The sequence below is a fragment of the Anabaena sp. PCC 7938 genome (assembly GCF_049315035.1).
GTDB classification, from domain to species: domain Bacteria; phylum Cyanobacteriota; class Cyanobacteriia; order Cyanobacteriales; family Nostocaceae; genus Anabaena; species Anabaena cylindrica.
This window is the reverse complement of the sequence record NZ_CP186034.1, coordinates 5,183,329-5,206,938: the sequence shown is the minus strand read 5'-3', so window position 1 is coordinate 5,206,938 and position 23,610 is coordinate 5,183,329. Positions and strand designations below refer to the sequence as shown.

Annotated in this window: 15 protein-coding genes; 9 read left to right on the top strand and 6 right to left on the bottom strand. The window is 38.5% G+C overall.

All coding sequences use genetic code 11. The features are described 5' to 3' along the window. Window positions 1–65: 65 nt before the first annotated feature. Both ACOWPH_RS23390 and ACOWPH_RS23385 read right to left on the bottom strand, forming a co-directional pair. Window positions 66–773 carry a class I SAM-dependent methyltransferase gene (locus ACOWPH_RS23390; RefSeq protein WP_015212508.1) on the bottom strand — a complete coding sequence of 236 codons (708 nt, stop codon included), beginning with the start codon at window positions 771–773 and terminating at the stop codon, window positions 66–68. A gap of 91 nt (window positions 774–864) precedes the next feature. After that, window positions 865–2,673, bottom strand: coding sequence for a proline--tRNA ligase (locus ACOWPH_RS23385; protein WP_015212507.1), 1,809 nt, complete (start codon window positions 2,671–2,673; stop codon window positions 865–867). 586 nt (window positions 2,674–3,259) lie between these two features. Here ACOWPH_RS23385 and ACOWPH_RS23380 point away from each other — a divergent pair. The 3 genes from ACOWPH_RS23380 to ACOWPH_RS23370 all read left to right on the top strand — a co-directional run bounded on the left by ACOWPH_RS23380 (window position 3,260) and on the right by ACOWPH_RS23370 (window position 6,459). Beyond that, window positions 3,260–4,048, top strand: coding sequence for a hypothetical protein (locus ACOWPH_RS23380; RefSeq protein WP_015212506.1), 789 nt, complete (start codon window positions 3,260–3,262; stop codon window positions 4,046–4,048). Window positions 4,049–4,075: 27 nt separating this feature from the next. Continuing rightward, complete coding sequence (locus tag ACOWPH_RS23375; RefSeq protein WP_015212505.1) at window positions 4,076–4,960, top strand: ATP adenylyltransferase family protein; 885 nt, start codon at window positions 4,076–4,078, stop codon at window positions 4,958–4,960. Window positions 4,961–5,076: 116 nt separating this feature from the next. Next, window positions 5,077–6,459: a cysteine desulfurase-like protein gene (locus ACOWPH_RS23370; protein WP_015212504.1), complete on the top strand. Its 1,383-nt coding sequence runs from the start codon at window positions 5,077–5,079 to the stop codon at window positions 6,457–6,459. Here ACOWPH_RS23370 and ACOWPH_RS23365 read toward each other — a convergent pair whose 3' ends face one another. Genes ACOWPH_RS23365 through recN form a run of 3 tightly spaced genes read right to left on the bottom strand, consistent with a single transcriptional unit; the run spans window position 6,460 to window position 9,305 of the window. Further along, window positions 6,460–6,867: a thiol-disulfide oxidoreductase DCC family protein gene (locus ACOWPH_RS23365; RefSeq protein ID WP_015212503.1), complete on the bottom strand. Its 408-nt coding sequence runs from the start codon at window positions 6,865–6,867 to the stop codon at window positions 6,460–6,462. It lies immediately after the preceding gene. Then, window positions 6,864–7,520: a hypothetical protein gene (locus ACOWPH_RS23360; protein ID WP_015212502.1), complete on the bottom strand. Its 657-nt coding sequence runs from the start codon at window positions 7,518–7,520 to the stop codon at window positions 6,864–6,866. The genes ACOWPH_RS23365 and ACOWPH_RS23360 overlap by 4 nt, the downstream gene beginning before the upstream one ends. 57 nt (window positions 7,521–7,577) lie before the next feature. Beyond that, the gene (recN, locus tag ACOWPH_RS23355) at window positions 7,578–9,305 is read right to left on the bottom strand and encodes a DNA repair protein RecN (RefSeq protein ID WP_042464419.1); all 1,728 of its coding nucleotides are present in this window, start codon (window positions 9,303–9,305) and stop codon (window positions 7,578–7,580) included. A gap of 198 nt (window positions 9,306–9,503) precedes the next feature. Between recN and ACOWPH_RS23350 the strand changes: the two genes are divergently transcribed. From ACOWPH_RS23350 to ACOWPH_RS23325, 6 genes are all read left to right on the top strand, one after another. After that, window positions 9,504–10,799: a hypothetical protein gene (locus tag ACOWPH_RS23350; protein ID WP_015212500.1), complete on the top strand. Its 1,296-nt coding sequence runs from the start codon at window positions 9,504–9,506 to the stop codon at window positions 10,797–10,799. Between the two features lie 129 nt (window positions 10,800–10,928). Next, on the top strand, window positions 10,929–12,005 hold the full coding sequence (gene acsF, locus ACOWPH_RS23345; protein WP_015212499.1) for a magnesium-protoporphyrin IX monomethyl ester (oxidative) cyclase: 1,077 nt from the start codon (window positions 10,929–10,931) through the stop codon (window positions 12,003–12,005). 647 nt (window positions 12,006–12,652) lie between these two features. After that, window positions 12,653–14,377, top strand: a complete 1,725-nt coding sequence (locus tag ACOWPH_RS23340) for a putative bifunctional diguanylate cyclase/phosphodiesterase (RefSeq protein WP_015212498.1) — start codon at window positions 12,653–12,655, stop codon at window positions 14,375–14,377. A 49-nt stretch (window positions 14,378–14,426) separates the two neighbouring features. Further along, complete coding sequence (locus ACOWPH_RS23335; protein WP_015212497.1) at window positions 14,427–15,518, top strand: hybrid sensor histidine kinase/response regulator; 1,092 nt, start codon at window positions 14,427–14,429, stop codon at window positions 15,516–15,518. An 89-nt stretch (window positions 15,519–15,607) separates the two neighbouring features. Continuing rightward, window positions 15,608–15,799: an ATP-binding protein gene (locus ACOWPH_RS23330; RefSeq protein WP_042464415.1), complete on the top strand. Its 192-nt coding sequence runs from the start codon at window positions 15,608–15,610 to the stop codon at window positions 15,797–15,799. A gap of 55 nt (window positions 15,800–15,854) precedes the next feature. Further along, complete coding sequence (locus ACOWPH_RS23325; RefSeq protein ID WP_015212496.1) at window positions 15,855–16,568, top strand: response regulator transcription factor; 714 nt, start codon at window positions 15,855–15,857, stop codon at window positions 16,566–16,568. Between the two features lie 112 nt (window positions 16,569–16,680). Here the strand turns inward: ACOWPH_RS23325 and ACOWPH_RS23320 are convergent, their stop codons facing one another. Then, window positions 16,681–23,301: a PAS domain S-box protein gene (locus ACOWPH_RS23320; protein ID WP_081593656.1), complete on the bottom strand. Its 6,621-nt coding sequence runs from the start codon at window positions 23,299–23,301 to the stop codon at window positions 16,681–16,683. Window positions 23,302–23,610: the final 309 nt, after the last annotated feature.

The following is a 23,610-nucleotide window of genomic DNA, read 5'->3' as shown; positions in this document are numbered from 1 at the left end:
TCATTTTAAATTGGTATAATCTGTAGGAATAGGAATAAAATTATAGACAAACTGAATAGCAAACCTCAAGAGTTTTTAGTTGCTACCCAACCACCAACCCAAAGCCCTGTATAAAATCTCAAAATATTGCAAAAACCAGCTTGCTGCAATAATTCCACTACTCTTATTTCTGGAATAGGAAAAACACCTTTTTTGATTGTTTCTAATCCTTCTGTTATTTTTGTTGGTGTGATTCCCATTTGTTCCCAATAAACTTTGATGATAGCAATCATTCTTTCAAATTCCTGAGTACCTTTTTCACCAAAAATATCCACTAAAATAAAAGTACCTGATGATTTTAGCCGTTGGGAAATATTTTGCAATAAAGCTAATTTACTGCCATCATCTGGAAGAAAATGCATTACTAAAATACAAGTTGCTGCGTCATAAAAAGAATTTGGATCTAAATCATGGGTATATCCAGCAAATAATTTTATTTGTGCAGATAAACCATACTCCTCTATTTTATTTTGAGCAATAGAAAGCATATTACTAGATGGATCTACACCTAGCATCTGCCACTGTGAATTACTTTTACCAAACTTAACTAATTCCATACCACTACCAGCACCCACTATCAACAAATTAGCCTTCTCTGGTAAACTTGCTCTTAAAACAGATAATGTCATATTGTGCATTACCTCATAACCAGGTAAAGCCATTTGAATCATCGTGTCGTATTCATTGGTAGCAACTGGTGGATTAGAATCAAAATTTATAGTTTGTTCTGCCATTTTTTTTAATAACTCAATTTATTTAGGGGGCTAACCGAGAAAAACCTCAGCGTACCTCCGCGTTTACCTCAGCGCCCCTCTGCGTTTAATCTTACCTCTCTATCGCCTCTTTAACCCACTGTTGCAAAGTATTGACAACTTCCTCAATAGGGATTTCTTGAGATTCACGGTTTGCGCGTTTTACTACTTCAACTTTACCGTTAGTAATAGCTCTACCTGTGACAATTCTAAAGGGAATACCGATTAAATCAGCATCTTTGAATTTAACACCTGCTCGTTCATCACGATCATCTAGTAAGGTTTCTACACCAGCTTTATTGAGTTCTGTGTAAAGCTGTTCTGCAACTGCGATTTGTTGGGCATCTTTAATGTTAGGAATAGTGACAATGGCGTGATAAGGTGCGATCGCAACTGGCCAAATTATGCCATCCTTATCATAGGATTGTTCAACGGCTGATTGTGCCAAACGAGACACACCTACACCGTAACAACCCATAACCAAAGGCTTCTCTTCCCCTTGTTCATTAGTATAAGTTGCACCCATTGCTTGGGAATACTTTGTACCAAGTTGGAAAATATGACCAGCTTCAATGCCTCTAGCCGTTTGTAGGGTTTGGTTTGAGTCATGCAGAGAGCGATCGCCTAATTTTGCTTTACGAATATCTACGGTTAATGCAGGTAACTTAAATTGCTCACCCCAATTAGCACCAACTACATGAAAACCAACTTCATTTGCACCAGTGACAAAGTTCTTTAACTCAACTGCGGTTTGATCAACCAAGCGCACAAATTGGGAATTTACCTGTTTGCTACCTGTAATATAATCATCAGCAACATCTGGCGCAATGTATCCTAAAGGTAAAGTTTTTGCTGCCCAAGTTGCAATTGTTTCATTAGTAGGTACACTAAAAGCAATAATAGCTTTTCCGCCAAATTGAGGAGCTAATTTAGTCAATTCATTTTGTAATTTGACTTCGTTAACTTCCTGATCTCCGCGAATATTTACCAACACCAACACAGTCAAACCATTATCATAAACAATTTGGTATAAAACATTTTTGACAATTTGATTAGGAGAACATTTCAAAAAATTGCAAAGTTTTTCTATTGTATCTGTTCCGGGAGTTTCCCTTTTTTCATAAGTTGTAAAAGGTGAAGTTTCAGCATCAGCAGGAAGAGAAACCGCCTTTTCTACATTCGCTGCATATTTACCATCTTCAGTGTAGAGAACTTCATCTTCTCCCGCGTCTGCTAACACCATAAATTCTGTTGAACCAGAACCACCAATAGCACCAGAATCAGCTTCCACAGCCCGAAAAGCTAAACCAGAACGTCGCAACATATTACTGTATGCTTTGTACATATCCTGGTAAGTTTTTTTCAAACTTTCTTCATCAGCATGGAAAGAATAACCATCTTTCATGATAAATTCTCTGCCGCGCATTAAACCAAAACGGGGACGAATTTCATCACGAAATTTAGTTTGCAGTTGATATAAATGTAGAGGTAATTGACGATATGAACGAATCATATCACGGGCAACAGTTGTAATTACTTCTTCATGAGTGGGGCCAAGTCCTAATTGTTGTTCCCTTCTATCAACCAGGGAAAACATGATCCCCTCAGCTTTAGTATATGTATCCCAGCGTCCCGACTCCTTCCATAAATCAGCCGGTTGTAATTGGGGTAATAAACATTCTTGTGCGCCGGTAGCGTTCATTTCTTCCCGCACAATTTGGGAAACCTTTTGCAAAACTCGCCACATTAAAGGCAAATAAGCATAAATACCGCTACCAATGCGACGGATATAACCTGCGCGCAGTAACAATTTATGACTAGGAATTTCCGCGTCAGCAGGATCATCCCGGAGTGTAACGAATAACATTTGTGATAATCGCATTGTTTTTCCCTTTACAAAAGCACTAATTTATCTTACTAGGCAGTTTTTGTTTATGCAGCCCTTAATTATATCAAATTTGGCTGATTATTCAACTTCACCTGTAGCAAGATACCACAAAGTAACGAGATTATAAATGATTAATTAAATTGCTGTCAGGAATAGAAATGTCAGGAGTCAGGATTCAGAATGTTTGATAAATCGCTGAAAGCATAAGCGTTAAAAGCTTGAATAATTACATAGAAATTATAAATTCTGTACTGTGTTTAAAGGATGTTTGAAAAGTATCAGAATTGATTGAGATCCCCCCAACCCCCCTTTTTAAGGAGGGCTAAATTTCTCAAAGTCCCCCTTTTTAAGGGGGATTTAGGGGGATCTACAAGTGTGAGATACCACAGGACAAAGTTTCCAAACATCCTCTTAGGAGAAAAAATACACTGCAATTTTTTCAGGCGTTTTTTAGTAATTATCTGATAACTAAATAAATAAATCTTTATCTAACGATGTAGTAGCGAAAAAAAAGGTTCAAATAATGAAAGTAAAAGATGTAAGCTAAAATTATAGAATATATCTCTGAAGCAATTATTTTATGCAGCAGTCTACTTCTGGCAATAACCAAGATTTTATACGGCAGCTTGCTACTTTAGCTGCTATTGTTGGTGCTTTTGTGATTAACGTATTATCCAATATTTTTCCGCTGAATGGAATTAATATAGGAGAAATTTCTAATACCGTCTTTAAAGAAGTCTTAATTATTCCCGCTAACTATGCTTTCGCTATTTGGGGACTGATTTATTTAGGATTGTTTGCTTTAGGAGTTTATCAATTTCTTCCTAATCAAAAAAATGATCCTGATTTACGTAAGACTGGATATTTATTGGTAATTGCTTCCGTTGCTCAAAGTATCTGGGTGTATTTATTTCTCTCCAAACTTTTTGCCCTTTCTATAATTGCGATGTTAGGGATTTTGATTCCCCTGATTATTATTTATCAGCGGTTAGAAATTGGCAGAAACCGTGTAAGTAAAAGTAAAAAACTGTGTCTCCATGCACCTATTAGTATCTATCTGAGTTGGATTAGTGTGGCGACTATTGTTAATGTAGCTTCTGCGCTGTATTTTTATGGTTGGAATGGTTGGGGCTTTACTAACGAGGTATGGACTGTAATTATGTTGTTGGCAGCAGCGGCGATTACTACTGTTATGGTTATACAGTACCGGGATATTGCTTATGCTGGGGTAACGGTTTGGGCAGTTATTGCGATCGCTCTCAAACACTGGGATAATTCTTTAATTAGGTATGCAGCCTTGGTTTTGGCAATTGTCCTCATTGTGATTACTATCATTAAAAATCCACGGCTAATCATGGGTAATGGGTAAAATATTAGCCTACTACTATCAAAACAGATGACACAAGGCAAAATATTACTCAACCCAGGCACATTGTGGGCAAAAGTCAAACAAACCACAGCACAAGCTTTACAATGCGGGGCGCTAAAATCCATCCCGACGGAATTTGAATTTATCGAACAAGATGGGGTTAAATTCTTGGTGCGGATATTATCGAACTTAAACCGCAAACAAGCAGCTAAGAAAAAGCAAGATCAACAAACTGCTAACACTGGTAAAGAGTTTAATCCTTTTTTACCTTACGAAGAAGATTTGTTTGTAGCAGATATTTCTGATACTCACGTTTGTATTTTAAATAAATTCAATGTTGTTGATTATCACCTGCTGATTATCACCCGCGCCTTTGAAGAACAGGAAAGCTTACTTACCTTAGAAGATTTTGCAGCAATGTGGGCTTGTCTAGCTGATTTTGATGGTTTAGTATTCTACAATGGAGGTAAGATTGCGGGGGCTAGTCAGCGACATAAACATTTACAAATTTTACCTTTTTCTCAACCAGAAATTCCCATTACACCACTTTTAACAGCAGCAAAGTTTCAAGATTCTATTGCGACTATACCCGGACTTCCTTTTTTACACGCTTTTACTACTCTCGATTTCGGAGAAGGAGCAGAAGTAACTTTATTAAAATATCAAACTTTACTGGCAGCGGTGGGTATTGAAGCAGTTGGGAATAATAGACAATCTGGGGCGTATAATTTTTTAGCTACGCGAGAATGGATGTTAATAGTACCGCGTTTTCAGGAAGAATTTGAGTCAATTTCTGTCAATTCTTTGGGTTTTGCTGGTGCTTTGTTGGTGCGAAATGCTGAACAAATACAGTTACTCAAAGATATAGGGATAATGAATGTTTTGAAAAAAGTCGCTTGGCCGATGAAATAGGGTGGAGTTTAAACGCAGAGGGGCGCTGAGTTAAGCGCAGAGGGACGCGGAGTGAGGTTATTGTTGGGATGAAAATATTGTCTCTGTAGTTGGTGAAAAAATAAGGAAATTTATTTATGGAATCTCTTGATTTAAAATGGATTCGCGCTCAGTTTCCCGCATTAACGCAAACGACTGACGGACACCCGGCGATTTTTTTTGATGGGCCCGGTGGTACTCAGATACCTGGTTCAGTGCTTGATGCGATGAGTGATTATTTGGTCAGGTCTAATGCTAATGCTCATGGCTATTTTACTACTAGTGTGCGAACTGATGCGTTGATTATTTCTGCTCGTGCTGCGATCGCTGATTTGTTAGGATGTGATCATGATGAGGTGGTGTTTGGTGCGAATATGACCACTCTCACTTTTGCTGTTAGTCGTGCTATTGGCCGAGAACTGCAACCAGGTGATGAAATCATTGTGACTTGTCTTGACCATGCAGCCAATATTTCTCCCTGGAAGGCTTTGGAAGAAAGGGGTGTAACTATTCGCACGGTTGATATTAATATTGCAGATTGCACCCTAGATATAAACGATTTGGAAAGCAAGATTAATTCCCGCACAAAATTAGTAGCGGTGAGTTATGCTTCCAATGCAGTAGGAACAATTAACGATATTGCTAAGATAGTAAAATTAGCTCATGCTGTTGGTGCTTTGGTTTTTGTTGATGCCGTCCATTATGCACCCCATGCTTCTATTAATGTTCATCAATTAGATTGTGATTTTCTCGCTTGTTCTACTTATAAATTCTTCGCGCCCCATGTGGGTGTTCTCTACGGAAAACGAGAACATTTAGCGCGGTTTACTCCTTATAAGGTCAAACCAGCTTCAGAAGAAGTACCTTCACGTTGGGAAACAGGAACTCTCAATCATGAAGGTTTAGCAGGAGTAGTAGCAGCAATTAATTATCTAGCAAAGTTAGGTTGTCATGTTTCACCAACTTTAGATAATGAATTACTTTCGTCTTTAATGGCAGCGGATAAAGAAGGTTTAACTACCTTTCACTGTCCTAGTTTTCTCACTTTATCTGCACAACCTAATCATGAGTTAGCATCTGCTTATCATAGTCGCCGCGCAGCTTTAATAGCTGCAATGTCAGCCATTCAACAATATGAAAGAGAATTAAGTAAAAAGCTAATTTCTGGATTGTTAGAAATTCCCGGTTTAAGAGTTTATGGTATTACTGAACCTAGCCAATTTATCTGGAGAACTCCCACAGTTTCTATCACAATTGAAGGACAAACACCGGCAAATATAGCGAAATTTTTAGGAGAAAAGGGAATATGTGCTTGGCATGGTCATTTCTATGCTATTGACCTCACCGAAAGGTTAGGTGTGGAAGCAAGTGGTGGTTTGCTGAGAATCGGATTAGTACACTACAACACAGTGGAAGAAATTCATCAGCTTTTACAAGTTTTGCAAGAAATTTGTAAAAATAACTTTTTCCAAAAGCCCTAATTACTTAATGTTGCAGCTATCATCTACACAATAGGCAGATTGATAGGTGTCTCCACGCTTGCCGAACAGGGTGTAGCGATGATCCCGGATTTGTTCATAAAACCTATCTCCTGCCCATTTCATCCCCGGTAAGGCGCGATAAGCTTCTACAAATAAATTGCCTAGTGGCAATAATCGCCCAATTTCTTCTGCTGCGTTGCTGCCTTGCCAACGTTTTAAGGGATCATTATTATCAATTAAAATCATTCCTTGTTCACAATCTTGAGCAGTTATTCCCCATTGAGATAGCATTTGTTCATCTTGCATGGGGATGTATCTAAATAGCTTTCCTTGATCTAGAGTTTCGAGTAACTGCACTAAAGTAACGCAGAGATTGCATTGACCGTCATAAATTACAGTGTATTTCATATAAATCCTCTATTTTTCTGAAGAGACTGCAATTCTGTTTTGATGTTGAAACGGGCTAATTCTTCAGAAGATTCTAACATTAATGGTGTGAGGTAGATAGATTGACGCTGTAAAAAATTTTCTAATACTTTTCCTCTACCTGTGATATATTCAGCCTCTGAAACCCAGGCATATTCTTGGCGAATGGCTTGGGCATATTCTTGATACTGAAGCGGAGTAGCTGCTAAGATTGCTAAATCAGCATCAAGTAAAATTTGACTATCGAGATCATCTGCTTGATGATTTTTAGTACACAAAATTAGACGGTGAATTTGAATAATATTAGTAGCTGGAATTGCTAAAGTTTTTAGCATATTAGCCGCATAATCAGCACTTTTTTCTTCATTATCTAGGGCATGAGTGTCATATACTACATCATGAAACCAGGCTGCTAGTTGTAAAGAAGGTAAATCTTGAATACAGGTTGTAAAAGTCTCAATTGTGTTGAGGACATAGTGAATGTGTTGTAGGGTGTGATAGTGGCGACTGGGGCTAGAATAAACTGAAATAAGTTGAAAAAATGCTTCATTTGCCGTTGTTGGATCAACATTAAATGATTGGAGTGTCTGTTGCCAATGAGAAAATAATAAATCTGTGATATTTTCAGCTAACATTCTGATAACTGCTGCGACTGATGATGTTTTGTTAACATTTTAGTCTTGGTTGCGAACTTAACTTTGTTCTTGACGACGGTGGTTAGCAGCTTGTAATAATAAAGATCCGGCAAATGCGATCGCTTCATTTGCAGATTTTCCCCCAGCTAACTGTGCTAGTTCTTCCCGCCGAGTGCTTAAATTATCCAAGCTAGTCACTCTCACAACTGTACGTTGTTCAGTGTTACCATTTTTATGAGTAACTTGTTTATCCACCCGAAAATGGCTATCTGCCATTGCTGCTACTAAGGGCTGGTGAGTAACACATAATACTTGATAACTTTGGCTGAGTTGGTGTAATTTTTCAGCTATGGCTTGAGCAACTCTTCCCGATACACCGACATCAATTTCATCAAATACCATTGTTTCTGCACCATCATTTTGATTAAAACAAGCTTTCAAAGCTAGTAAAAATCTGCTCATTTCTCCACCGGAAGCGATTTCTGTAAGCGGTTGTATGGGTTCACCGGGGTTAGGGCTAAACATAAAAGTGATTTTATCAGCACCTGTGGCAGTCGGGGAAGTAGGTGCAATCTCAACTTGAAACTTGACCTTTTCCATTGCTAAAGGCTTGAGTTCAGCCAACAAGTGAGATTCTAAACTAGCCGCAGTTTGGCGACGTAGTTGGGTTAATTGCTGACTAACTTGGTTGAGGTGCTGTAAACAAACCTGTTCTTGCTGTTCTAAGGTTTCTATAGATTGTTCGCTGTTGTTGAGTTCGGCTAATTCTATTTGAATACGTTCATAATATGCGATCGCTTCCGTGAGAGTCGGGCCATATTTACGACAAATTTGTTTTAATTCCCGCATCCGTTCCTCAACTTCTTCTAATCGTTGCGGATCTGCTTCCAAACCTTCCCCATAAGCACTAATTTGTCTTCCCACTTCCATCACTGTTGTGACTGCATCCCGCACCAATTCCAATAGGGGTTGTAGTTGGGAGTCAAACTCCACCATATTAGTTAATGTTGCGTCGCTGTCTCCCAATAAATCAGAAGCAGTTGGGGTTTCATCTTCATTTTGATACAAAGCCTGATAAACCTTGTAGCTCATTTGTTGCAAATCAACAACATGATTTAGGCGTTCCCTTTCTTGTGTCAATAGTTCCATTTCCTGAACATCACTGAGATTTGCTGCTCCCAATTCTTGCACTTGATAAGTCAGTAAATCCAGTTGTTGCAAGCGTTCCCGTTCCGAAGTGCGGCGTTTTTCTAAAGTTTGGTGTGCAGCATGGTATGTACTAAAAGCGACAGCAGTTTTTTGGCGTTGTTGCATCAAAGACTCACCACCATATAAATCTAACCAATCTCTGACTTGAGCCGATTGTCCCACCTGTAGAGTTTGTCCTTGCGCGGTAATTTCCACCAAGCGATCGCGCAGACTTCCCATAATTTGCCGATTTACCAGCACCCCATTAATCCGCGATCTAGTGCGGATATTACTGCTAGTGGCAGAAATATCTCGACTAATTATAACCGAATTATCATCAATTAAATCAATTTCCTGCTCACTCAACCAAGCACTCAGGAAAGGATTGATACTAAAAGTACCTTCCACCAAAGCGCGGCTAGTACCCGTGCGAATCACACGACTAGACACTTTCCCACCTAAAACCGCATCAATCGCATCTAAAATAATCGACTTCCCAGCGCCGGTTTCCCCTGTCAACACATTCAAACCAGCACCAAACTCCAATTCCAGGTGATCGATGAGGGCAAAATTCTCAATTCTGAGGCACAGCAACATCAGGCTAAAATCTCCGTGAGAGTGAATTAACAGCAGGCGAAAAGCTAACACCACGTATCCTTGATCTTAACAGAGAGACTATTCTTCATAGAAGTTGATAAATATCCACAAACATCAGCAAAAAGAAGAATTAGCAAGTAGATATATCAAAAATTTAGTGGCATAATTAGAAAAGTCAACTAAATCACTTTTAAAAATATGAAATTCACAAATTTAAACATTACCGTTAGTTTCATTTTAGCCAGTTGCTTTTTTTCCCAGGCTGGTTATACTCAAGAAACTACAAAGACAACATTTAAACTAACTCAAGAAGCTACAAAATTACGTCAACAAGGTGCAACAGGATTAGAAAATTTTCTCAGATCTCATATCAGTGATTTAACATCCGAACCCTCATCAGAAGTCAAAATAGCTTTAGATCAATTGTGTCAACAACGAGATTGTTACGCTTCTAAATTATATTGGTACACCGATTTAGAAAAAGCTAAAATCGCTGCTAAAAATAGCGGTAAACCAATCCTTTCTTTACGACTATTAGGTAGATTAGATACAGATCTCAGTTGTGCCAATAGCCGATTTTTTAGAGTTGCACTATATCCAAATTCAGAAATTTCTCAACTCTTAAAAGACAAATTTATATTACATTGGCAAACAGTCAGACCAGTTCCCAAAGTAACAATTGATTTTGGAGACGGACGCAAATTAGAAAGAACAATTACAGGTAATAGTATTCATTATATTTTAGATAGTTCTGGTCGTCCCATTGATGCCATTCCCGGACTGTATGGACCAAAAGCCTTTTTTAACCAACTCAAACAAACAACAGCAATAGCAACAAAATTAAATAAAAGTAGCGGCTCAGAATATGAAAATTTATTGCAACAATATCATCTTCGCCAACTTGATAAAATTCAAAATCAATGGAGAGCAGATTTATCCAAATTGGGTATTCAATCTCCACCCCAATTAGTAGAACGCAGAAATAATTTGACTTCACCTCCAAGTGCTGTATTAGCAGGTTCTTTAGCAGTTTCTAAATCAGTAGTAGAAAGACCAATTATTAATTCAATTCAACCTGAAACATCAGATCAGACACCTAATTCCTTAGAAATTATTGACCAAGCAACTTGGAATAAATTAGCTCAATTGTATCAAGCTGATGCCAAACTAGATGCCAATAGCATAGCTTTAATTCAAGCCAAGAAATTACCAAATACAACAGACAAAAATAATTTATCTAAAGTAATTCGTAATTTTGAAACAGTTATGGCTTTAGATACAGTCAGAAATGAATATATCCTACACAGACAAATTCACCAATGGTTTTTAGAAAAAAATGAAACATCTGATGTAAATCAACTCAATGAAAAAGTTTATGCTGAACTGTTTTTAACACCTAGTTCCGATCCTTGGTTGGGTTTAGCAAATAATGATACTTATAATGCCATTGATAATGGCGGTATCATTGAAAATCCTGTATCCAGAAGCCGCTAAAATTTCAGGCAATTGCTCAAGCTGATCAGGTGTTTTTGTACAATTTATTTTCAATAATTTAACTGATGACTACTAATAACTATTTATGCTTAGATAATTATCAAAGCGTAAAATAGTCAAAGGAGTGTCATGGTTAAGTCTTTAGAAACTCCCCCAGTTGAGTTATTGAAACCAGGTGTCAAAGCACCCGTTCAAGAAACATTATTAACACCCCGTTTTTATACCACAGACTTCGATGCTGTGGCTAAAATGGATATTTCTGCCTATGAGAACGAATTAAGATCTGTAGTTGATGAACTCAAAGCTGATTATAACCGCCATCACTTTGTTCGTGATGATGAATTTAAACAGTGTTGGGATCATATTGAAGGAGAGAAAAGGCTGGCTTTTCTTGACTTTTTAGAACGTTCTTGTACTTCAGAGTTTTCTGGGTTTTTACTGTTTAAAGAATTATCTCGTCGTATCAAAGACAGTAACCCTCTACTATCAGAAGCATTTGGTTATTTAGCACGAGATGAAGCACGCCATGCGGGTTTTCTAAATAAATCAATGGCAGATTTTAATCTTTCCCTTGATTTAAGTTATTTAACTAAAAATCGCACCTATACCTTTTTTCCTCCAGAATGGGTGATTTACACTGTTTACCTATCGGAGAAAATTGGTTACTGGCGTTATATTTTAGTCTATCGCCACATGGAGAAAAATCCAGAATTTCAATTTTATCCCCTATTTCGCAAATTTGAAAGCTGGTGTCAGGACGAAAATAGACATGGGGATTTTTTCAAGGCTTTGTTACGTTCTCAACCACAGTTGTGGAATAATTGGAAGGCACGATTATGGGTGCGTTTCTTTTTATTAACTGTATTTGCTACTCACACAATGACAGTCTTTGAACGGGCGAGTTTCTATGAAATATTAGGTATTCATCCCCGTAAATACAACAATCAGGTAATTGAAGAAACCAACAAAACTGCTGCTAGGGCATTTCCAATTATCTTAAACACAAATCACCCCTACTTTTTCTGGTTTTTAGAACAATGTGCAATCAATAACCAGAAATTAATTGAACTCAATAACACCAAAGGTTGGGGAGTTATCAAGTTCTTCAAAAAAATTCCATTGCTGAGAAACATCGTTTGGTATATGTTGCGGCTTTACCTGATTAAACCAATCAAAGTAGAAGCTATTCGTGAAACGGTGTGTTAATTTTTTTTTGCTATCTTTAGCAGGTTTTATAATTATTAATTGCTTCTCTTGCGTAATTCCTAATATTTTTAAACTCAATACCATTTTCTTATAGCTTTTCCTCATTATAGCAATTCCCAAGCTCATGAAATACATCCCACCCGCGCTGTCGCGCACCCTCCCCTTACCAAGGGGAGGGTTGGGGAGGGGTAATTTTGTATCTTACTAGAGTGGGAAAGGATATATATGAGGTGCTAAAACCCCTATAGAGACGTTTCATGGAACGTCTCTATAATCTTTACCGGAGATGTCTATTACTCTCTTCCCAGTGTAAGATTAGGCTATCGTCTTGCTTCTTCCTTTGCTACGCAACGCCACCGCGAACGCGTCTTTGCGGTTTATTTAATCCGTATTCTTTTAGTGGGAAGGGAGTAAACTGCGTCTACAACATTGAGCGTCAAGCTTACGTAAATCCTCAAACGTTACAATTAATAATACTTAAGTCTCGTAGATATTACTTACGAACTAATACTTAGGCTGGTCTTACTATTAATTAAACATTCATCATTTATCACGAAGCGCAAAAAATTAGTAATTAGTCATAATAGAGTATTAAGATTGACTAATTCCGCAGTCTGAATTGTTACTTTTAGTTTGACCCAATCTATATGAATACGATTCTAATCATTGAAGATGAGCCTCAAATACGAAACAACATTCAGGAAATTCTGGAGATGGAGGGATTTGCTACAATTGCCGCAGAAGATGGATTGCAAGGGTTAGAGATGGCTGTAGAACATCAGCCAGATATTATTATTTGTGATCTGATGATGCCTCGTTTAGATGGATATGGACTGATTAAAGAATTGCGTCAAAAGCCAGCTACTGCGGAAATTCCGTTCATTTTTCTTACTGCTAAAGCAGAACATCGTGATTTCCGTCAAGGAATGATGCTAGGTGCAGACGATTATTTAACTAAGCCGTTTGAAGTCTCTGAACTTCTCCAAGTAATTTCGACTCGACTAGAAAAACGCAACATCGTTGTCCAACGTTACAAAGGTCAGATTGAGCAAATGGAAGCTCAAATCAATTATCTGGCTCGTCATGATAGCTTAACCAGTTTACCCAATCAATTCTTTTTGGAAGAATATTTCAATAACATTCGTTTTCAAGCTTACAATCAGGGTCAATTTTTGCCCTTGTTGCTGATTGATATAAATATTCTCTACCACACTAAATTCTTATTTGAACCCAATTTGAGACCCTTTTTATTAAAAAAAATAGCAGAAAGATTAAATCAAATAGACCCCACCAATCAGATTATTGACTTAATAGCTTACTTAAAAACAGACCACCTAGCGTTGTTGTTAAAGCCTGTTCTGGATAGCACAGTTACTGCGGGTATTGCCGAAAATATTTTAGATAGTTTATCACTACCCATTATTTTTAATAATCAGGAAATTTCTGTACAAACTCAAATTGGTATTGCTTGTTATCCAGAAGATGCTTTACAAATAAGTGAACTATTAACTCATGCAGAAGTTACCCTAGAGCATTATAAATTAGATAATACGTCTGCTTATCATTTTTATAATCAAGAGATTTTCAACATTGTTTTTAGAAAAATTCTTTTAGAATCCGATTTTGTTCAAGCACTAGAGAATAATGAATTTCAGCTTTACTATCAACCTCAAATAAATGTTAAGAATGGGAAAGAAATTGTTGGTCTAGAAGCATTAATTCGCTGGAAACACCCAGAATATGGAATGATTTCTCCAGCAGAATTTATTCCTATTGCTGAAAATTCGGGCTTTATTATTCCATTGGGAGAATGGATTTTAAAAACAGCTTGTTTACAATTAAAAGATTTACAAACAGAAGAATTACGTGATTTCAAAATAGCTGTAAATATATCGGCTCGTCAATTTAGCCAAGATAATTTCATTGAACGTATTAAGGATATAATTACCAACATAAATTTTAATCCGAAATTATTAGAGTTGGAATTGACTGAAACTATACTTATTCAAGATATTGAACTAGTAAAAAGCAAAATGAACAAATTAATGGAAGATGGGATTAAATTCTCAATTGATGATTTTGGTACAGGCTACTCATCATTTAAGTATCTTCAGGAATTTTCTTTTAGTCACTTAAAAATAGAGCGGTATTTTATCAGTAATATTGATAAAATTGAAAACAAGCAATCAATTGTTAAAAGTATACTTCAGTTAGCAAATACGTTGAATGTCAATATCATTGCAGAAGGTGTAGAAACCAAAGAAGAGCTAAATTGGCTCCAAGAAAATAATTGTTTTGTGATCCAAGGATATTTTTTCAGCCCTCCTCTAGCAATAGAAGACTTGAAGGTATTTTTGCAAGCCAATAACTAAATAATTTTCAAATAAAATACTCATTCATTAACTCAGATAAATCAAAAAGATGAAAAAAATTCTAATCATTGAAGATGAGCCTCAAATCAGAAATAATATTAAAGAAATATTGGAATTATCAGATTTTGAGACACTAGTTGCAGAAAATGGGCTACAGGGTTTGCAGTTGGCTCAAGAGAAACATCCTGATTTGATTCTTTGTGATTTGATGATGCCTGAATTAGATGGCTATGGTGTATTAACACAACTTCGTCAGAATATGACTACTGCCATAATTCCTTTAATTTTCTTAACTGCTAAGTCAGATCGGTCTGATGTCCGTCGAGGAATGGAAATGGGTGCAGATGATTACCTAACTAAGCCTTTTCAACCGGATGAATTACTCCAAGCAATTGCAACTAGATTCGATAAACAATCTTTATTTGATCAACAAACTCAGGAAAAATTAAATATTTTAAGCAGTTGTATAACCCACTCATTACCTCATGAAATTAATACTCCTCTTAATCATATTATAGGATTATCAAAGTTATTAATTGAAGAGCATGGCATACTTTCTGATGAAGAGAATTTAGAAATGCTAGAATCAATTCATCGATCTGGTCTCAGGCTGTATAGATTAACCCTTAATTTTCTTGTGTATGCAGACTTAGAGTTATTAGCCTCTAATCCTGAAAAAATTGCGAATTTCCGTAATCATGAAGTTAAAAATTTTGTAAAATCAGCTATTGAAAATGTAGCTATAAAGTCCGCCAACAATGCCAATAGGTTGGCAGATTTAAAGATGGAAATAGCAGATGCAATGATCAATGTTTCGTCGGTGAAAATTGGTAAAATTGTTGAAGAAATAATTGATAATGCTTTTAAATTTTCCCAGCCAAATACACTAGTAAAAATAATAGGATATAGCAGTAATCATGCTTATCATTTGTATATAATTGACCACGGACGTGGTATGACTAAGGAGCAAATTTCTGGAGTTAGAGCTTATGTCCAATTTGAAAGAAAAATGTATGAACAACAAGGTTCTGGTTTAGGATTATCAATTGCTAAGAGGTTGATAGAACTTCATGGAGGAGAGTTTTCAATTGAAAGCATACCTGGCAAACAAACTATTGTGAGGATGCTTTTTCCCCAGTAAATTGGCTCAATTGTGAAAGGATGTTTGAACAAAGATCTTCAAAAATAGAAGATGGGTAAACTCTACCTCTAGTATGAACAGCTAATTTGATGCTGTGGATTCTGTTATTTGAATCTTTTCACCGCGCTGGAAATGTAAGCAATATTCCTGGTACAGGCTTAGGATTATCAATTGCATCTAAAGGTGCTGAATTACACAAGGGGCTAATTGCTGTTAATACCGAAGTAGGAATAGGGACGACTTTTATTGTGACAATTCCCTTACAAACAGTGATTTTATGAACGGAATAGGTTGACAATACTGATGGATAAATTTATATGAGGACGCTTTTCAATTATGAGCTTAATTTTAGTTATTGAAGATGAAACTCAAATTTTATTAAATCTTCAGGAAATTTTAGAACTAGGAGATTTTTCCGTTATTACTGCTTCTAATGGTATAATTGGCTTGCAGTTAGCTAAAAGTAAAAATCCTGATTTGATTATCTGTGATATTATGATGCCAGGATTAAATGGTTATGAAGTATTACAAGAACTGCGTCGAGATCCTCGATCTGCTGATATTCCCCTTATTTTTCTCACTGCTAAAATAGAACGAGATGATGTGCGTCAAGGTATGGGTTTAGGGGCAGATGATTACATTACTAAACCTTTTGAGCCGTTTGAAATTTTGCAGGCAATAACAGCACGTTTAGAAAGACATTCAATTTATAATCAAGCATATCTGCAAGAATCTCAGAAAACGGAAATAATGCAACAGGAAATAAAAAAAAATCGTATTGAATTGCAAAATTCTCAGGAATTATCAGAAATTAGAAGAACTCTGTTAGAGAGAATATCCCAGGACTTATGCGATCCACTATCTAGTATTAATATGGCAATCCATATGCTTAAACACGCTAAAGAAGAAAAGGATAGAGATAGATATCTGTCTATTTTAAAAGAAGCATACACGCAGGAAATCACGATATTGAATGAGGTTGATAGCTTGCAGGAATTACTGACTGCTGACAATACAAAATTGCTCAGAAATTATAAATTACTGAAGTAAGTAGGGCTTGCTGTAAGAGTCTTTCCGTGAGGGTCAGAAGTTAGGAGGGGAAAAATGGTTTTATGCTGCCTATCTACTTAGTAAGCCGATGGTGATAATTTATCTTGCAGGACTACTGTTTTTTTGCTGATAAAAGCTGTTGCATAGTAGTTACAAGTTGCTTGAGTATTACAGGTTTGGTCAGATAGTAGTCTGCTCCGGCTGCTAAACATTTTTCCTGATCACCGGGCATGGCTAAAGCGGTTAAGGCAATGATGGGAATATTTGCCAATTTTGGCTCTACTCGAATCAACTTGATTGCTTCCATACCATCTATTCCCGGCATTTGAATATCCATTAAAATTAGGTCGGGAGTTTGTTCTTTAGTGAGAGCGATCGCTTGCTGACCGTTTTTTGCCAAGATAATACGGTATCCCTTGGCCTCTAAATAATTAGAGATGGTAAAAATATTAGCTTCATTATCTTCTGCCAGCAAGATTAGAGGAGATTCCTGTGGCGTGTTGTGGGCAGTAGAGTCCACATTAGATGATATCTGCTGGACTGACTCCTGGGCAGGCTCAGAAACATGGCCGCAGGGTAAATCAAAAGTAAAGCGGCTGCCCACACCGATTTCACTGCTTACTCCCACCCGTCCACCATGTATTTCCACAATCCGCTTAACGAGTGCCAGCCCCAAACCAGTTCCAGCATATTGGCGGTTTAAGGAACTATCAATTTGGATAAAAGGTTGAAATAGCTTGTTGATATTTTCTGGGGCGATACCGATGCCTGTATCAATGACTGCAATCTGAATCCAGTTTCGCAGAGATGTCATATCTGCTTCAGGGTCAAGTTGTTGGTGGGTGACTTCTAGAGTGATCTGTCCTCCTTCTGGTGTGAACTTGACAGCATTATTGAGTAGGTTGATCAAAACCTGGCGAATACGTCTTTCATCTAGCAACAAGTCTGGCAGATTTGGTTGAATCTTCACTTCCAGATGAATGTGTTTTTGAAAGGCTTGTTGTTTGATAAAAGACAAACTGGATTGGCAAAGGGGACTGATGGCTATTTGAGTGTAGTGTAATTCCAGTTGTCCGGCTTCAATTTTTGATAAATCCAGGATGTCGTTAATTAATTCCAATAGATGATTGCCACTACGCTCGATGGTTTGTAAACCCCGACGTTGTTTCTCAGTGATTACGCCAAGTACTTCATCTTGCAATGCTTCCGATATGCCGAGAATGGCATTCAGAGGGGTGCGTAGTTCATGACTCATGTTAGCAAGGAACTCATCTTTAAGACGAGTAGCGCGGGCAAGTTCGTGATTGAAAGCAGCAAGTTGTTTATTTGTCTGATGCAGTTGTTCTTCTGCTAGTTTGCGTTGACTAATATCCGTGACTCGGACAAGGTTCATTTTCTGACTGGCTACAGTGATTTGCTTGGCGGCCAGGCTGCCCCAAAATAAGTCACCTTTGAAGGTCTTGTATTCAATTTCCTGACTCCAAAAGCCTTGTTTATTCATATCATCTACAATTGCTTGCATCTCTTCGGAGGTGAATTGCAGCTTTTGTAACTCATGTCCGTCAATATTAATCAGATCAATTTTATTGGCAGCTGCAAACATTTCCACAGCCCGTTGGTTACAGTCTATAGTTTTGACGGTTTCTGCATCGACTAGGAATAGGGCATCAGCTGATTCATTAAAAATTGCCTCTCGTAAATCCCGGCTGCGGATAATTTCAGCTTCTGCTAGTTTGCGACTAGTGATGTCGTAGTTAACGCCAATCATCCGTTGGGCTTGCCCTTGAGAATTGTGCTGAACAATTGCATAGCCTTTGAGGATGCGAATTGTGCCATTGGACAAGATAATTCTAAATTCGATATCTAGTTCTCGATCTTCGGCAATAACTTGTTGGACAGTGTTGCGGATTGTGATTTTATCATCAGGATGAACAAATTCCTCAAATTTTGCCCAAGCCCCCTGACTGGGGTCAAAATTCAGAGGTGTAACACCGAAAATTTCATACATTTGTTCATCCCAAACCAGGGAATCGTTGATCAAATCCAAATCCCAAATGCCAATTTTTGCGGATTTGACTGCTAAACTCAGGCGATCTGATAAACTGCGGAGTTGTACTTCTGCTGCTTGCAACTGGGCTTCTGATTGTTTGCGTTCACTGATGTCGAAGTTAATGCCAATCATCCGTTGAGCTTTACCCTGGGAGTCCGATTGGATGAGGGCATAGGCTTTAATAAATTTGATTGTGCCATCAGGCCAGATCACCCTAAATTCAGGCTCAAAGTCACTTTTGCCGGCAATAGCTTGCTGGATAGCGTCACGGCAAAATAAAAGATCGTCGGGATGCAAGCCTGCTTCCCATGCTTGGTAAGCACCTGTAAAGTTTGAAGCTTGTACGCCATAGAGTTCGTACATTTGGTCATCCCAGAGCAGGCAATCGTTAACGATATCCCAGTCCCAGATGCCAATTTGAGCCGATTTGATTGCTAGATCCAATCTGTCTGATAAGTTGCGGAGTGCGATTTCTATTTTTTTGCGTTCGGCTTCCATCCGCGCTCTTTCGCTGATATCGAGAATTAATCCATCCCATAAAATATCACCGTTGGCTTGTTTTTGAGGTTGAGCAACGCCTTGTATCCATTTGATATGACCAGATGGGGTAATGATTCTGCCTTCCCATGACCATTGCTGCAAAGTAGAAGCTGAACGGATCATAGATTCTTGCAATGTGGGTAAATCATCTGGATGGGTCATATTAAATAAAACATTGCCATTTTCAAGCATGGTAGCTGATGGCAGTTCATACAGTTCTTTACAGCGATCGCTCACGTATACAAATTTATGGGAGCCGTCAGGATGAAGAAGATATTGATACATTACCCCAGGGACATTGGCTGCAATCCGCTGGAATCGGACTTCATTTTGGCGTAAAGTTGCTTCTGAGAGTTTGCGGATGGTGATATCCCTATCCATGCCGCGATAGCCTCGAAATTCTCCATCTTCATCAAAAATAGGAACTGCGCTTGTCTCTAAAGTAATCAGTCTGCCATCTTTATGTAGGTGAATATTTTCTAAGCATTGAAAGGGAGCTTGAATTAAGATGAATTTCATAAACTGTGTTAATACCCTTAGTGATTCTTCTGGGGGCATTAAATGAAAGGGAGTTTTCCCTAAAACTTCTTCTGGAGAGTATCCCAAAACGTCAAAAATTTGCGGGCTGGCGTAGGTATAAATCCCACATTCATTAATTTCCCACACCCAATCACTCGATGTTTCGACAAGATTACGGAAGCGTTTTTCACTTTGTTGTAGTTCTGCTGTGCGTTCGGTAACTTGGGTTTCTAATGTCTGATTTTGTTCCTCTAGAATTTGCAACAAGTGATCGCGCTCTTCTTCAGTATACTTGCGATCTGTAATATCCTCTGCCATCGCACCAATGCGGTAAATTTCCCCTGCCGCATTTCTAATGGGGAAACATCTTCCCCTAATCCACCGCATCGATCCATCAGGTCGAATAATCCGGTATTCTTCGTTTAAGAATATCTGCCCACCAGCATTTTGATAGGCGCTATGAATGCGCTGACGATCACTAGGGTGCAAAAAATTCATCCAGGAATCAGGATTTTCATACAAGCTTTCGCTGGTTTGTTGCCAAATTTTCTCATAGGCAGGGTTGACATAAAGTAACTTTCCTGAATCAATCTGACGCAGTAAAATTACTTCCCGACTGTTTTCTGCAAACTGCCGAAATTTCTCCTCACTAGTTTTCAGTGCATCCTCAGACTGTTTGCGCTGAGTGATATCTTGAGACATGAGGATGCCTGCAATGACATTACCTTGATCATCGCGCACAGGGATATTATGGGTAATGTAAAAGCGATCGCGATAGGGAACTTCTGCAATCACAGATTCTCCAGCTAGAGCTTGCCGTAACAGAGGTGCAATCATTTCTGTTACCTCTGGTGTAAAAATTTCCCAAATCGTTTTGCCTTCCATTTCTGCTTTGCTCAAACCAGCACTAGCTAGTCCTAAGCCTCCCACCAGTAGGTATCGCAGGTTATGGTCAAACAACACAACCACGCCATTGGGAAAGTTATCTACTAATGAACGATAAAGCTGCTCACTTTGACGTAAGGCTTTTTCAGCTTGTTTGCGACGATTGATGTCTGTAACCGTCCCCACGTATCCTATGACCGTTCCTTCTTGGTCTAGTTCGGGAACTGCTTGTCCAAATACCCAGATTTCCGCCCCATCAGGTTGCTGAAACCGATATTCCAAATTAAAAGTTTTGCCTGTTTGGACATATTGATTCCATTCCGCTGCAATCATTTCTCGATCTTCTGGGTGTAACCCTCTAGTCCAGCCGAAACCTGTGGCTTCTTCAGGAGTTAATCCAGCAATTTGACACCAGCGGTCGTTAACATACAAACAATTTCCCGCTATGTCGGTGCGGTAAATACCAACGGGGGCTGATGCTGCTAGAGTTGCATAGCGGCGTTCGCTTTTTTCTAATGCCCTCTCCATTTCTTTGCGTTCTGTAATATCTTCATAGCTGACGAGAACGCCAATAATTTCACCAGCAGGGGTGAGCAGGGGTATTTTGTTAGTGCGTAACCATCTAGAAAGGTTTTCACCGTTTGTACATGGTTCTTCAAGGTTGAATTGGGGTAGACCAGACTCCATGACTAAGCGATCGCCTGCCTGGTAAAGTGGTGCTTGATCTTTCCAAGGCATATCAAAATCAGTTTTGCCAATTATGTCTGCTAGAGATGATACTCCAGCATCTAAAACTAGTTGCCGATTGCAGCCTAAGTAACGGCAGTTTTTGTCTTTCCAAAAGATGGCCATAGGTAGGCTATCCATGACCAGTTGCAACAAAGTTTGGCTTTCCTGAAATGCCTGTTCTGCCTGTTGGCGAATAATTTCGCTACGTTTGGCGGTGCTGATGTCTCGTGCCACCCAAATTACTGCTTCTGGTGAAATTGGTGAAACTTTGGCATCAAACCAAACGTGTTGATTGCCAATCTGTAAGCTATATGCACATTCTAAAGATTCTTGTCTGGCTAGAGTTTGCTCGATCATGCTCATACACAGGTCAGCTATATGACCGGGTAAAACTTCATGAACAGTTTTACCAAGCACTTCTTGAGCTGGTCGGTAAAGCTTATCTGTATTGGTAGGAGCAATTTTGAGATAACGTCCCTGTTTATCTAGCACTACAATCACATCGACCATGGCATTGAATAGCCCTCGCAGTTCAATTTCCGAAGTTTTTAGAGCTTGGAGAGCGTCAAGACGCTCACTTTCAACGCGCTTTTTCTCAGTAATATCTCGCCCCTCGGCAATCAGCATTACTACTTTGTCTAATTCATTCTTGAGGGGACGGAGAGAAAAATCTATGGTAGCTACCCCGGCAGCCCCTAAAACATTTACTTCGTAGCGGATAAATTCGCCTTGGGCTGCACGAGCGATATTTTTCTTTAAGTTGTCCTGCGTTACTTGGGAAATTTGCCACCAATAAGCTTCCCAGAAAGGTCGATTGACGACATCTTCTATTTTTATACCACCAAAGTTTAAAACTGTCTGGTTGGCTTCGAGTAAGATGCCCTCGGTTGTCAGCAGTCCTGTAAACTGAAAAGTGTTATTGAAAATAGCCCGAAATCTGCGCTCACTAGCTTGTAGTTCCTGTGTCCGTTCTTCTACTTTCTGCTCTAGAGAGGTATTGAGATTTTGGAGATTTTCATAGAGTTGTGCTTGTTGAATGGCGACAGATAGCTGCACAGAAAGTTGCTGGAGTATATCCAGTTCATTTGTCTGCCACTCACGAGTCTCGCTGCACTGATGAGCAATCAGTAACCCCCAAAGCACATGAGAAGAAGATTGCGAAACAGGCAATAATGTCAAGTTTCCTGTCTGCTTCTTGTCTTCTGCTACCTGTCCCCTGGCTTCTGTGTTCAGAAAAATGGGTACAACAAGATTCGCCTTGACTTGAAATTGCTCCAGCAGGTTGATATAAGCAGTTGTTAGCCCAGCATCATAAATATCGGAAATGGCGCGGATTTTGTAATCACGATAACTGGTGCCATTATTTTCTAATAAACTCTCCTGGATTTGAAGATTAAGGACAGCTTTCCATGAAGGTAGTACCGATTCAGCAACGATTTTACCATTCATTTGCTGATCAAACTGGTACACTATTGTCCGATCTGCTTTGAGCAGTTCCCGAACTTCTTCAACGGCTGTTTTCAGAATTTCCTCTAAATGCAAAAACTGACGAATGCGGAATGAGATGCCAGCAAACAACTGTTTTTGTTGCTCCTGCATCTGAATTTGCTTGATGAGGCGGGTTTTTTCTAGGGCAGTATGAACACCCCTATGGAGTCCATTGGGGGTGAGTTTGCTTTTGACCATGTAGTCGAGGGCACCATTTTTCATGGCTGCAACTGCGATCGCTTCATCCCCCTGGTTTGCTAACATGATCACTGGAATTTGCAAGCTCCCAAATTGCGATCGCAATTTACTCAAAAATTCTAGACCATCCACATCTGGCAGTTGATAGTTTAGCAATATTAAGTCTGGCTGAAAGTCAGTCAGTTGGGTTAATGCTTTTAATCCAGATTCAGCTTCAAGTACATCATAAGTTGCAGTTCTATCCTGACTTAAATAACGGCAGTATAGTAACCGATCTTCTGGCGCACTCTCCAGAATCATAATTGAGTAATGGGAGATTGCCATAGCTTTTTCAGTAATTCTACAGTTTAATTACATTTGAGCGTAGCTGTTTTTCTAAATTATCACAAAATCATCTCGATCAATCATTGTTTTTGAGGGCAACGTAAACGAAGTTTTATGAGCTTTCAATTACGAGTATACACCTGAAACTCAGTAATTATTCCAAGCTTCAGGTAATTTTCTTCAGAAAAGCAACTTAATAGAGTAATTCTACTTATTAAAGTCTAAAGAAATAGGACTGTATTTAGATTTTTGAGAAGATTAATAGTTAAATATTTTGTAAGATATAAAAATACCCAGGATCTACATCAC